At 48.0% G+C, this 12,090-nt stretch carries 12 protein-coding genes; 7 read left to right on the top strand and 5 right to left on the bottom strand.

The genetic code is table 11. From position 1 onward, the window contains the following. Positions 1-119 precede the first annotated feature (119 nt). The 3 genes from KNP00_RS09060 to KNP00_RS09050 form a co-directional block, all read right to left on the bottom strand. Positions 120-2,129, bottom strand: coding sequence for a catalase (locus tag KNP00_RS09060; protein ID WP_215144362.1), 2,010 nt, complete (start codon positions 2,127-2,129; stop codon positions 120-122). Between the two features lie 131 nt (positions 2,130-2,260). Further along, positions 2,261-2,917, bottom strand: coding sequence for a hypothetical protein (locus KNP00_RS09055; RefSeq protein WP_215144361.1), 657 nt, complete (start codon positions 2,915-2,917; stop codon positions 2,261-2,263). Positions 2,918-2,965: 48 nt separating this feature from the next. After that, on the bottom strand, positions 2,966-4,168 hold the full coding sequence (locus KNP00_RS09050; RefSeq protein WP_215144359.1) for an NAD(P)/FAD-dependent oxidoreductase: 1,203 nt from the start codon (positions 4,166-4,168) through the stop codon (positions 2,966-2,968). Between the two features lie 275 nt (positions 4,169-4,443). Here KNP00_RS09050 and KNP00_RS09045 point away from each other — a divergent pair, with 275 nt between their 5' ends. From KNP00_RS09045 to KNP00_RS09020, 6 genes are all read left to right on the top strand, one after another. Further along, positions 4,444-5,205, top strand: coding sequence for an alpha/beta hydrolase (locus KNP00_RS09045; protein ID WP_215144357.1), 762 nt, complete (start codon positions 4,444-4,446; stop codon positions 5,203-5,205). Positions 5,206-5,298: 93 nt separating this feature from the next. Then, positions 5,299-6,990: a glycoside hydrolase family 13 protein gene (locus tag KNP00_RS09040; RefSeq protein ID WP_240542805.1), complete on the top strand. Its 1,692-nt coding sequence runs from the start codon at positions 5,299-5,301 to the stop codon at positions 6,988-6,990. A gap of 54 nt (positions 6,991-7,044) precedes the next feature. Continuing rightward, the gene (locus tag KNP00_RS09035) at positions 7,045-7,383 is read left to right on the top strand and encodes a hypothetical protein (protein WP_215144355.1); all 339 of its coding nucleotides are present in this window, start codon (positions 7,045-7,047) and stop codon (positions 7,381-7,383) included. A gap of 57 nt (positions 7,384-7,440) precedes the next feature. Then, complete coding sequence (locus KNP00_RS09030; protein WP_015880320.1) at positions 7,441-7,644, top strand: YwbE family protein; 204 nt, start codon at positions 7,441-7,443, stop codon at positions 7,642-7,644. Between the two features lies 1 nt (position 7,645). After that, the gene (locus KNP00_RS09025) at positions 7,646-7,813 is read left to right on the top strand and encodes a hypothetical protein (RefSeq protein WP_015880321.1); all 168 of its coding nucleotides are present in this window, start codon (positions 7,646-7,648) and stop codon (positions 7,811-7,813) included. A gap of 268 nt (positions 7,814-8,081) precedes the next feature. Beyond that, positions 8,082-9,554 (top strand): alanine/glycine:cation symporter family protein, encoded by a 1,473-nt coding sequence (locus tag KNP00_RS09020; RefSeq protein WP_215144353.1) that lies wholly within the window; start codon positions 8,082-8,084, stop codon positions 9,552-9,554. Positions 9,555-9,604: 50 nt separating this feature from the next. Here the strand turns inward: KNP00_RS09020 and KNP00_RS09015 are convergent, their stop codons facing one another. Both KNP00_RS09015 and KNP00_RS09010 read right to left on the bottom strand, forming a co-directional pair. After that, positions 9,605-10,405 (bottom strand): formate/nitrite transporter family protein, encoded by an 801-nt coding sequence (locus KNP00_RS09015; protein ID WP_215144351.1) that lies wholly within the window; start codon positions 10,403-10,405, stop codon positions 9,605-9,607. 93 nt (positions 10,406-10,498) lie between these two features. Continuing rightward, positions 10,499-10,888 carry a VOC family protein gene (locus KNP00_RS09010; protein WP_215144350.1) on the bottom strand — a complete coding sequence of 130 codons (390 nt, stop codon included), beginning with the start codon at positions 10,886-10,888 and terminating at the stop codon, positions 10,499-10,501. An 80-nt stretch (positions 10,889-10,968) separates the two neighbouring features. Here KNP00_RS09010 and KNP00_RS09005 point away from each other — a divergent pair, with 80 nt between their 5' ends. Then, on the top strand, positions 10,969-12,087 hold the full coding sequence (locus KNP00_RS09005; RefSeq protein ID WP_215144349.1) for a GTPase: 1,119 nt from the start codon (positions 10,969-10,971) through the stop codon (positions 12,085-12,087). Positions 12,088-12,090: the final 3 nt, after the last annotated feature.

Raw genomic sequence — 12,090 nt, 5'->3', positions numbered from 1 at the left:
CCTAGGTCGCGATGCGGCTCCGGGATTGCCTGCGGAAAGCGTGGGCGCCGGAAAGGCGAGCGATATGATTCATGTTAGTCAACAGCCTGTCGACTCGTGATACGAGTCGAGAGAAGTCGTTAGGCCCGGTCCCAGAAGCGGGCAGTCGCAATTCCGTCGATGAACGCATCAAATCCATCGAGGCTATGTTCATCAAACAGGAAGACGCCAGGCTGGTCCGTCTTCACGCGGCATGTGGCGAGTGCCTCTTTATGATGCACGTGAAGGGCGAGCGGTTTATAGTGCTTGTACGTATTCTCGATAAACTCGAGCACGTCATCCTCGACCGTGGTGGCGGCGCTCACTAAGAAGGCGGCATCGAAGAGGCTCGAGTCGACCGTATCGTACGTCTCTTTCACTTTTAGGTCACCAAGCATATGCGCTTTCTTTCCAACGAGACTGTAGTTGACGTTGTTTTCAGCTAGCGTCTGCACCCACTGCTTCACTTGATTCGCATCCACGTCACCGGCTAGGAGAAGGGCGACGCTCTTCGTGTCCGGCTTTTTGATGGTGTTCGCCATCGAGAGGGCAGGAGACGTCTTATCCGATTGGACCTCATTGTTCTCCTCGGGCACTTGTACCCCTAAATTGTCGGCGACGACTTCGGCGAGATGACGATCGATTCGATTCAATAGATCGACAGCGTTCTCTTTTACCATGTCGGACTCACACTTTCCGAGTTCGAAGCTGCAGGCATCCTGAATATGCTGCTTCTCGACGTCGGTCATGCTGTTGTAGAAGAGCTTCGCCTGTGAATAGAAGTCGAGGAAGCTGTCGCTGCGCCCACGAATCTTATGCCCTTCCACTTTCTCTTGATAATGCTCAAATCCGCCTTGGTCAGCTGGTACGGGCTCAGGCTGATTGTTGTTGAGCGCATTTTTGTGGTAGCTCGTCTGTCCTTTATGGACAGCCATTTGATGCATCCCGTCACGCTGGTTGTTATGAAACGGACAAACTGGTTTGTTGATCGGAATCTGGTGGAAGTTTGGTCCACCGAGACGCGAAAGCTGGGTGTCCGTGTACGAGAACAGGCGACCTTGCAAGAGCGGGTCGTTCGAGAAGTCGATTCCTGGTACGAGATGACCTGGGTGGAAGGCGACTTGTTCGGTTTCTGCGAAGAAGTTGTCGACGTTTCGGTTGAGTGTCATCTTCCCAACGAGTTTCACCGGAATCTCTTCTTCCGGCCATAGTTTGGTCGGATCTAAAATGTCGAAATCGTATTTGAACTCGTCTTCTTCCGGTATGATCTGTAATCCGAGTTCCCATTCTGGATAATCGCCTTTATCAATCGCTTCATACAGGTCGACCCGATGGAAGTCTGCGTTTTTTCCGAGTGCTTTTTGAGCTTCGTCCCATACTTGTGAATGTACGCCGAGCTTCGGTTTCCAATGGAATTTGACGAAATGGGCTTTGCCCTCCGCATTCACGAGACGGAACGTATGAACCCCGAATCCTTCCATCATGCGTAGACTGCGCGGAATTCCTCGGTCACTCATCGCCCACATGACCATATGAGCAGTCTCATGATTTTGTCCGACGAAATCCCAAAACGTATCATGCGCGCTTCCCCCTTGCGGCACTTCCGTATGTGGTTCAGGCTTCACGGCGTGAACGAGGTCCGGGAACTTGATCGCATCTTGAATAAAGAAGACCGGGATGTTGTTCCCGACCAAGTCATAGTTCCCTTCGTCTGTATAGAACTTCGTCGCAAATCCACGGACGTCCCGAACGGTGTCACCGGAACCGCGTGACCCCTGAACCGTTGAGAAACGGACGAATACCGGGGTCGTCTTCGAAGGGTCGTTCAAGAAATCCGCTTTGGTGAACTCGGCAAGCGGTTCATACACCTGGAACTCCCCGTGTGCTCCGACGCCGCGTGCATGAACGATGCGCTCCGGGATCCGCTCATGGTCGAAGTGCGTCATCTTCTCGCGGAAGTGAAAGTCTTCAATCAACGTCGGACCACGACGACCTGCTTTCAGCGAGAATTCGTCTTCGGCCATCTTCAGACCTTGGTTTGTCGTAAGGCCAGCTTGTTGTTCGTTGTCAATCGTATGTTGTTTTAACTGTTCTTCTTTCTTGTTCCCCATGTGATTGCCTCCCTTAAGTAAGTGACCGTCGTAAGTCATGAATTGACCTACTGTATCGGTGTTCCCTAACCGATATAAAAAAATCCCTCTTTTTCAAAAAAAGAGAGATTTTACATAAATGAGAGATTTACTTATAAAGTGGCCCATACATGTTGTTTCAGTACGATTTGTTGCACCACTTTTGGGTCGAGTTCGTAGTCAGTGGCGACGACGTTTGTCACTTTCGCTCTCACATCGGGGTCGTCACGGTCCTGTTTCGCATACTGATTTTGCCATGACCTCCAAATTTGAATCTCTTTGTCGGTCAATTTGGTCGTCCATTCTTTCTCTCTAAGTTGCCAGCCGAACATCATGTCGTCTGTTTGACCAGGTTCCACCCAGTCCGCAAGTGCATAATCGCCTTCAGGAGCGAATACGGCTTCACCGAGCGGGGGTTCGGTCCCAATATAGGCGGCATCGTCGTAAAATCGCAATAGTGCGGCTTGAAACTGATCCGATCCCTTTGCTTCATCTACGACGTCACGACTGATGGACTGTAGTTCATCGCTACTCGGTTCATCATGCACGACGATGTCATATTCATATCGTATGACACCGTCTTCTTCAATTGGTGTACGTTCTTCAATCGTATATATTTCCTCGGAAATGGAGTGCTGTTCAGACTTTAACTGCGTTGTAGGTGCCAATTCCTGTGGCCAGAACCAGAGGGCACAGCCGAAGGGGATGAGAATTACGACGAGACGACGTAGTCGATATACCCCATTTGCTTTTCTTTTTTTCTTCTTCAACCTAAAAACACTCCTTCAATGATGTAACAATCCCCAATAAGCTGAGGATTACGTTCGATCTAAACGAACGAGGTCTGCATCTGGATGCGACTGACCACGAACGAGGGCACTCAAAATACGAGAACCGAGCATGCTATACACCGTCCCATTTCCCCCGTATCCGAGCAGATAAAACAAGTTCGGTCGATTCGGGTGCTCTCCGATGAACGGGAGCTGGTCTACCGATTCTCCGAACAAGGCGACCCAGGCGTAATCGACTTCAAGGTCATACATCGGGAAGAGCTCAGCGATTTTTTCCTTCACCCGTTCTGCCCGCTCATTCATGAGCGACTCGTCGTGTGGCGTTTCTGCCTTGTCTTCGTCGAGTCCACCAGCAATGATGCGTCCGTCCGGGGTCGTACGTAAGTAAAGGTACGGTCGTTTCGTCTCCCAGATGAGCGCGCGCCCCTCCCAATCGCTGAATTCAGCGATCGGATTCGTAGCGATGGCATACGAACGATTTAAATCGATTCGATGGGAGTCGAGCAGGGGAGCTGGACCATAACCTGTCGCAAAGATGACTTTGTTCGCTTTAAATGTTCCGTTTGAGGTGAGGACGAGCCATCCGTCACCGTCTGATACGATTTCATCCACGGACGTCTCTTCAAAAATCGGGACGTGGTGTTTTGATAAGTGACGAATGATTTGACGGCTGAGCGTGAGCGGATTGACCTCGGCATCGCCTTTTGTGATGAGGGCCGCCGGTTTTTCAAATGGGAAACGTTCACGCAATGCATCACGATCCAACCATTCCACGTCAAAACCGTGTTTGGATAGCATCTCATACTCACGTTGCAATTTGGCAACATCGTCCTCTTCACTTGCAAAGCAAAGGCTGTCCCGTCGAATGTATATATCGGATGCATCGACATCTTTCGCCACTTGATCGAGCGACTCGACTGCGTCGAGACATAATCGATAGAAGCGTACCGCTGCCGCTTCTCCGATTTTTTCTGCGAGTTCATGTAACATGATGTCGTTGGAGTATTGAATGAGTCCGGTGTTTGCCGACGTGCTTCCTGTCCCGACTTTTCGTCCGTCGAGCACAGCAAAGTCGACACCATCCTGCTGTAGCGTATAGGCCGTCAACGTCCCGGACATACCGGCCCCGATGACGAGTACATCGTAATGCTCTTTTTTCTCAGGTCGTTTCAACACTACGTTGTCCGACTCAGTCGTTGGCCAATATAATTCTCCGTTATACAATTCCATCGATCTCATCCTCCATGATTCAGTATCTTCCTCTTTATCCCCGCTTTAAGTGGGGTAAAACCTTGAAAATCGCAGACGATGTGTCATCAAACTAAACATTTACAAGTTCTTATATTCAATCCATTCAAGTGAAAGTGTAGTTGCCGATTTACGCTATGTTTGACTCGCAACAAAGAGATTGCAAACAGAAGTACTTGACGATTTCATGAATAGCTTTTACACTCTTCTAATACTAATTAATTGTATCGGTTAAGTTAGAATTAAAGGAGGCAATAATGAAGGCAGTCAATTATCCAGTCATTCCGGGGGCAGGTGCGTTCTATTTTGAAGGAAATGAGATTGGTATTCTACTTTGTCATGGCTTCAACGGGACGCCACAAAGTGTACAAGATGTCGGGGTCGAGTTGATGAAGCAAGGATTTACCGTCTATGCGCCTCGTCTGAAGGGACATGGGACGGACCCGGAAGATTTTCGATGTTCGACGCATCGATGTTGGTATAAGAGTGTAACTGAAGGCATCGAGCGGCTACGCGAATCTTGTCAAACTGTCATCGTTGTCGGGCAATCGATGGGCGGAACGCTAGCGCTTAAAGCTGCACTTGAAGGGAAGGCGGATGCGGTCGTCACGATCAATGCTGCTTTATCGGTACCTGGGTATGCATGTCATGCGTCACATACCGAGTGTCGATTCATCGACGAAGACGCGCCTGACATCTTGGCAGAAGGTGTATATGAGATTGTCTATGACCGTGTGCCGACAAAGGCGATTCGAGAGTTACTTGCGTTAATTGATGAAGTGAGACCGCAAGTCGAATCGATCCATGTCCCGACATACGTCATCCATTCGGCTGTCGACAACGTCGTGCCGCCGGCTGATTCCATCTGGTTATTTGATCAATTGAAAGGCTCAAAAGAATACGCGGTGCTTCCGAATTCATATCACGTTGCGACGATGGACCATGATTGGAGACATTTATCGAAGCTCATCGCGATCTTCTGTGAACAAGTTGAGGCAATTCATCAAAATGCAGTGTAAATTCTGCATTTTTAAATTCTCATTCTTTGCAAGCGTTTGCACTAGTGCTATGGTATATGTAAATCACACCTTAGCGTAGGAGGCACGTATCACATGGAGATGTTGTTTAGCCAAACGAAGCAATCGGAAGTCAGTCGTGTATGGTGGAAAGAGGCGATCGCCTATCAGATTTATCCACGAAGTTTTAAGGACTCGAACGGAGATGGGATTGGAGATCTTCGTGGCATCATTGAAAAGCTCGATTACTTAGAAGAACTAGGGATTGATGTCATTTGGATTTGTCCGATGTATAAATCCCCAAATGATGATAATGGATATGACATCAGTGATTATCAAGACATTATGGAAGAGTTTGGGACGATGGAAGACTTCGATGCATTGTTAGAGGCGGTGCATGCGCGCGGGATGAAACTGTTGCTCGACCTCGTCGTCAACCATACGTCGGATGAACATCCGTGGTTCCTTGAATCCAAAAGCTCAAAGGACAACCCGAAACGCGATTGGTACATTTGGCGAGACGGAGAAGACGGCGCGCCACCGAGCAACTGGGCAAGTATCTTTGGCGGTTCTGCTTGGGAATACGATGCAGGGACTGATCAATATTACTTACACGTCTTCTCGAAGAAACAACCCGATTTGAACTGGGAGAACCGTGAAGTTCGGACTGCTGTCTATGACATGATCAACTGGTGGCTCGATAAAGGCGTCGACGGGTTCCGTGTCGATGCAATCAGTCACATTAAAAAAAAGCCGACCGGAACGATGCTACCTTCACCGGACGGGAAACCGGTCGTCACGGCGTTCTCGATGTATTCAAACATCGAGGGGATTCACGAATATTTACAAGAGATGAAACGGGAATCCTTCTCTAAATATGATATTATGACCGTCGGTGAAACGAATGGAATCGAACCGGAAGAGGCCGATCTTTGGATGGGTCCGGAAAACGGTGCGATGAATATGGCGTTTCACTTCGATCATGTCGACATCATGAGACGTTCGCGCCTCGCCCCGCTCGATGTCGTCGAGCTGAAGCGAATCTTTGATAAATGGCAACAAGGTCTACTCGAAACAGGTTGGAACGCATTATATATCGAGAATCATGATATGGTGCGAGCAGTCTCCCTTGTCGGGGATGAGCACCATTACTGGCGAGAGAGCGCTACGGCGCTTGGCATGATGTACTTCTTTATGCATGGGACGCCATTCATCTACCAAGGGCAGGAAATCGGGATGAAGAATGTACCGCTCCCGTCAATTCATGATTATGACGATGTCGCGACAAAGAATGAATACTTCGAGCGGATTGCGAATGGGATGAGCGAAAGTGATTCGATGCAACAAGTATGGGGTACGTCCCGAGACAACGTGCGAACGCCGATTCAGTGGGATGCGTCACCACACGCTGGCTTCTCTGAGACAACCCCTTGGATGCCGCTCCACGAAGGATATGAGTCGCTCAATGTTGAGGCGCAGCGCCACGATCAGCACTCCATCCTGTCGTTCTACAAGGCGATGATTCGTCTTCGTCGGGCCGAAGAAACCTTTACGTATGGACGTTATCGCGACGTTTTGCCCGAGCACAAGCAAGCCTTCGTTTATGAACGTACATTTGAAAATACTCGATTCCTCGTAATTGTCAACTTGACTGCCAACCCTGCTGAGGTGACCATTCCAGAAATCGCAGGTGCCACGCTTGTCCTGACGAATGAAATCGATCCAGAAATGATTGATACCGAGACGTTTATGTTGCGCCCGTTCGCAGCACGGTTATATCGTTTATGATATAGGGGGGTACCTTCTTAGGAGGGTACCTTTTTTGAATGAGAGGTGGAGTGGATGCATACGATTGAATTTTCGAATGGGAACGATGCGGTACGCGTCGTAATCGCAAGTGCCGATCGCGAACACATACTCTTCAAAGTTGGTGAAAGCGACATGATGACTTCCGTGACAGCGTATCTCGATTTTGCGGAAGCGTTCATAGATGCTTTTCATTCTCTTCAAGGAACAGCTATACTTTGCGACAGAGTCGGAAACGAGGTCATCGACGTCACTTTCTCACATCGGGGAGTACGTATCGGTTTTCACCATCCCTTTGCGGAGAAGACGCTACAGACCGACCAAAGCTACATGACGGAGACGATGAGGCAAATCGGCATCTGGAATAGGCTGTGACAAATACGGGAAAAGAGCATATGATAGAGATTGACTAAATGGAAAGGGGTGTCGGGTATGGATGGAACGAAACGTGCTGACATTCGCCCAGGGCTCCATGTCCAAATCGTTTTGAAGCAAGATCAACGAAGCGGAAAGCTGACGAAAGGCGTCGTTCAAGATATATTGACGAACTCGCCGCGTCATCCGCATGGAATCAAAGTGCGTTTGAGCGATGGACAGGTCGGTCGTGTGAAAGTGATCGAAGCTGGAGGTGAGTAAGATGAGCGAGAAAAAACTATCTTTTCAAGAAGCGATGAAACAAAAGCTGGCAGAGAAGAAGCAGAATCAAACGAAAGTTCCGACAGGTTTGCATGGTACGAAACAGAAACCATTGACGAGCCAGTTGACGAAAAAACCAAACAACCAGAAGAAACGTACTGGTATTTAAGAATGCGGCTACTCGAAAAGAGTGGCTGTTTTTTTGAATATTCGTTTCAATGTTATCTAATGTGATCATGATTTAAAAATTCTAAACATTTTTATGTAAGCGCTTTAAATGACTGTTTATTAGGATTCTTAACCTATTTATGTGAAAAAAGAACGAAGTTACCTATAAAAAAAATATTGCTAATTGTCAGAATCTTTGTATAATTCAGAACTAAGACATCATAAAAATTCTCAACTTCAGATTCACACAAACAGGGAGGAACTTATTCATGGAAGCGATTCAAAGTATGTTACAGGGAAGCGTCGACTTTTTAAACAACATCTTATGGTCATATGTATTGATTGCCGTGCTTGTAGGAGCAGGGATTTACTTTACAGTCAAAACACGATTTATGCAGTTCCGGTACTTAAAAGAAATGCTCCGTACGGTAACGGATAAGTCAGACGTGACGCCATCAAAAGATGGGAAGAGTATCACACCGATGAAATCTTTCTTTATCGGCGCCGCGACTCGAATCGGTACAGGTAACCTTGCAGGTGTCACGGTAGCGGTCACGCTCGGTGGACCTGGAGCAGTCTTTTGGATGTGGATCGTAGCCCTTCTCGGTGGTGCGACAGCCATGATTGAAAGTACATTGGCTCAAGTATACAAAGTGAAAGATGATGTCGCGTACCGTGGCGGTCCGGCATATTACATCGAAAAGGGATTGAATAACCGTGCACTTGGAATCGTATTCGCGATTCTCATCGCTGTCACGTTTGGTTTGATTTTCAACTCTGTTCAATCGAACACGATTGCTGCGGCATTTGACAATGCGTTCGGTGTCGACGCGGTGATCGGCGGAGCAGTATTAGTCGTTCTTACAGGTCTCGTCATCTTTGGCGGTGTCCAACGTGTCGCAAGCTTCTCGGCAATCGTTGTACCGGTCATGGCGGTATTGTACCTTGCTATCGCACTTTACGTCGTCGTTGTGAATATCACTGAAATTCCGGCTGTCTTTGCAATGATCTTCCAAAGCGCATTCGGTTTAGACGAAGCGGTCGGTGGTTCAATCGGTGCTGCCATCTCAATGGGTGTTCGTCGTGGACTCTTCTCGAACGAAGCTGGTATGGGTTCTGCACCAAACGCAGCTGCAGCAGCTGAAGTGTCGCACCCGGCGAAACAAGGTTTCCTTCAATCACTCGGTGTATTTTTAGATACGTTGATCGTCTGTACGGCAACAGCGGCTATCATTCTCCTTTCTGATAGCTACGCTTCAGGGAACGGTGAAGGGATCGTCCTTCTTCAAAACGCACTCGCTGAACAAGTCGGTGCATTTGCTCCAGCATTCATCGCCGTCAGTGTCTTCTTGTTCGCCTTCAGCTCGATTGCAGGTAGTTACTACTACGGGGAGACGAACATTGAATTCATTAAGAAGAGTAAACAAGCTGTATTTGGATTCCGTCTTGCAACGATGGCATTTGTTTTCATCGGAGCGGTCGCAAGCCTCGGCTTTGTTTGGAGCCTCGCTGACCTCTTCATGGCGGGTATGACATTGATTAACATCGCGGCCATCACGTTACTCGGTGGTATTGCCTTCAAAGTTCTCAAAGACTACGAAGAGCAACGTGCTCAAGGTCTCAACCCACGTTTCTCAGCACGTAAACTCGGGATCGAGAATACGGAGTGTTGGGATGTGGAAGAAGACGAAGTGGCACAGGGGTCTGTGCAAGCAGCGGCTGCTGATTCTTCAAAAGCTTAATCATCATCACATAATAAACAGGGACCCTGCGCATCGGGGTCCCTGTCTTTTTATGCATGTTTACGCATCGATTTAACTGTGTGTTCTGTTGCTGATTTATTCAAATATAGGTAGCTTCCAGCTACGAACAATGCGCCACCTACGATATTACCGAGTGTTGCGAACAGTAGGTTGAACAACGCTCCGCTGACGTTGATGAGATCTGATGGCACATAATGGAGAGCGAGTGCGAAAACCCCCATGTTTGCGATGGAGTGCTCAAATCCGGCTGCGAAAAAGACAACGACTGGAATCATCGTCAACATGATTTTTGCAACGTCATTGCTTGTTTTGAGTGGCATGAAAATCGCCATACAGACGAGAACGTTGCATAAGATCCCTTTTAGAAAAATCGCAAGCGCATCTCCGCCGATTTTCTTCGAGGCAACAACGGCCAACAAATGATCACTCGTCACTTCACCCATGCTATGAGCCCCGATGACGAGCAGAGACAATGTGACGGCACCAATCAAATTTCCGACCCAACTGATCCCCCATATTTTTGCTAGGTCCAGCCAGGCGACTCTTCCTCGTTTGACCCCTGTAACCAGATACATCGTGTTACTCGTGAATAGTTCTCCACCCATCCAGACGATGAAGACGAGTGCGACCGAGAAACTGGCTCCGGCGATGAGCATCGTACCGGGAACATCGATGAACATGTTTCCGACGGTGAATGAGAAGACAACGCCAATCCCAATCAAAAAGCCGGCGATGATCGACCGCAATACATATTGAGAAAATGAATGCTGAAGCAACGATGATTTCTTGAATGCGGCTTCTTCCATATAATCGATGACTTGCTTTTCCATGAGAAGACCTCCTTTAGACCCTTTCAGTCTAGGAGTTCAAGAAAAAGTTTGCAATTGTTTTCACAAACTTTCAAGAAGTTATCATGAAACCGTTCACATCATTGCCACGAGTTCAACTTTGATCCGGTCTGGGTCCTCAAAATAGAGTGCCGTATAGTTTGGGCCACCTGCATGAGGGAAACGGTCGGCGTATAGTTCACGAAAACCGTTTGACGTGAGTTGCTGTCGGACCTCTTCTAGTTGTGCGAGCGATGAAGCGTGAAACGCCAGATGGTTCAGACCAGTCTTTTTCCGATGATAGGGTGGTGTCAGGTGGTTTTCTTCTGTTTGGACGAACACAAGGTATGTATCACCGTAGCGATAACTTCGACCTTCCGGCCAGGATTGATAGAGTGTGTACCCTAGTTGGTCACAAAGAAGCCACTCCCAAGCACGTACACTCTCGTTCAGGTTCGATACATACAATTCAACGTGGTGGAGCATAAGAATCATCCTTTCGATGGACGTTTGAGAATGGTCCGTTCGGTATAATTGAACTATACAACGAATGGGGGAGGAAGGATATGAATCGGACAGGGCTTGTCTCGAATATTTTGATTGCCGGTAAGACGGGCGTTGGAAAAAGTGCATTCATCAATTATATATACGGACACGACGTCGCCGAATCGAGGGCAGGAAGTCCTGTCACCGCAGAAGGACTGCATGAATACGAGTATTACGACTTGGAGCGGGGAATTTTGTTTCGATTTTTTGACACATGGGGACTCGAGGCGGACCGTTCCGAGGAATGGCATCAAGCGATTTTATCCGTCGTTCATGAACGTGAAGGGGCACTTGACATCGCCGAGTGGTTTCACACGATTTACTACTTGTTGTCAGTGCAGTCGGGACGAGTCGAGGCATACGAAATCGAGTCGATTTTAAAGCCGCTTTATGAACGTGGAAGCAACGTCACCCTCATTCTGACGAACTATAACGCAGAAGATTCAATGAGTGTACAGAAGGCGGAGGCGATGGAGCAATTGTTATTGCGTGAGCTTCCAACTGAAGAAGAGAACATCATTCGAGTCAACAGTGTCGAAAAGAAGCTCCTGACGGGGAAGCGTATTCCTGTAAAAGGGTATGAGGAGGTATGGAAGCGAAATCGTACGAACTTATGGAAAGACATCGAGCGAAAGCTTCCGATCAATCTGACGAGTCATCTTGTAGAGGAGTTAGAGAATTGGAGGACTCGGAGTATCGAATCCGCGGAAAAGATTCGCATGTTGACCCCACAAGCGATGATTAGTTTAAAAGCTCGGAAGATCGAAAAAGATTTAGAACAAACACTTGAACAGGCGGCCTTGACGACAGAAGAGGCGATGGCGGAAGGCGTTCGCCACTATATCCAACTCATGCAACGATATCCGCTAGTCGGTGAACAGGCAGATCACTTATTTAAAACGAGACGAGTCGAACTCGGATTTGACTATTCGTTCGGAAAAACAGTGCGAAAGATGGTGCTTGGGATGATTCCTGGCGTGCACTTTATTTACTGGGCATTCAAACGCAGGACGGCAGAGCGAGGCATGAAGAAGGCGATCGAACAGCAATATGAATCTGTGAAGCAAACGATTGAAGAAGAAATCCGACGTGGCTTTGAACGCGAGATGCGTCAACTCGGTCAAACACTCAATTCTTAAGGG

Origin of the sequence: Exiguobacterium qingdaonense, assembly GCF_018617855.1 — a bacterium.
GTDB classification, from domain to species: Bacteria; Bacillota; Bacilli; order Exiguobacteriales; family Exiguobacteriaceae; genus Exiguobacterium; species Exiguobacterium qingdaonense.
Note: the sequence above shows the minus strand (reverse complement) of the source record. Positions and strands in the feature narration are given on the sequence as shown.

Excerpts from the sequence above, each read along its gene's own strand:
- KNP00_RS09050 (WP_215144359.1), bottom strand. The coding sequence starts at position 4,168 with ATGGAATTGTATAACGGAGAATTATATTGGCCAACGACTGAGTCGGAC.
- KNP00_RS09010 (WP_215144350.1), bottom strand. The coding sequence starts at position 10,888 with ATGCTCCACCACGTTGAATTGTATGTATCGAACCTGAACGAGAGTGTA.
- KNP00_RS09030 (WP_015880320.1), top strand. The coding sequence starts at position 7,441 with ATGGATGGAACGAAACGTGCTGACATTCGCCCAGGGCTCCATGTCCAA.
- KNP00_RS09060 (WP_215144362.1), bottom strand. The coding sequence starts at position 2,129 with ATGGGGAACAAGAAAGAAGAACAGTTAAAACAACATACGATTGACAAC.
- KNP00_RS09020 (WP_215144353.1), top strand. The coding sequence starts at position 8,082 with ATGGAAGCGATTCAAAGTATGTTACAGGGAAGCGTCGACTTTTTAAAC.
- KNP00_RS09045 (WP_215144357.1), top strand. The coding sequence starts at position 4,444 with ATGAAGGCAGTCAATTATCCAGTCATTCCGGGGGCAGGTGCGTTCTAT.
- KNP00_RS09040 (WP_240542805.1), top strand. The coding sequence starts at position 5,299 with ATGGAGATGTTGTTTAGCCAAACGAAGCAATCGGAAGTCAGTCGTGTA.
- KNP00_RS09015 (WP_215144351.1), bottom strand. The coding sequence starts at position 10,405 with ATGGAAAAGCAAGTCATCGATTATATGGAAGAAGCCGCATTCAAGAAA.
- KNP00_RS09035 (WP_215144355.1), top strand. The coding sequence starts at position 7,045 with ATGCATACGATTGAATTTTCGAATGGGAACGATGCGGTACGCGTCGTA.
- KNP00_RS09025 (WP_015880321.1), top strand. The coding sequence starts at position 7,646 with ATGAGCGAGAAAAAACTATCTTTTCAAGAAGCGATGAAACAAAAGCTG.
- KNP00_RS09005 (WP_215144349.1), top strand. The coding sequence starts at position 10,969 with ATGAATCGGACAGGGCTTGTCTCGAATATTTTGATTGCCGGTAAGACG.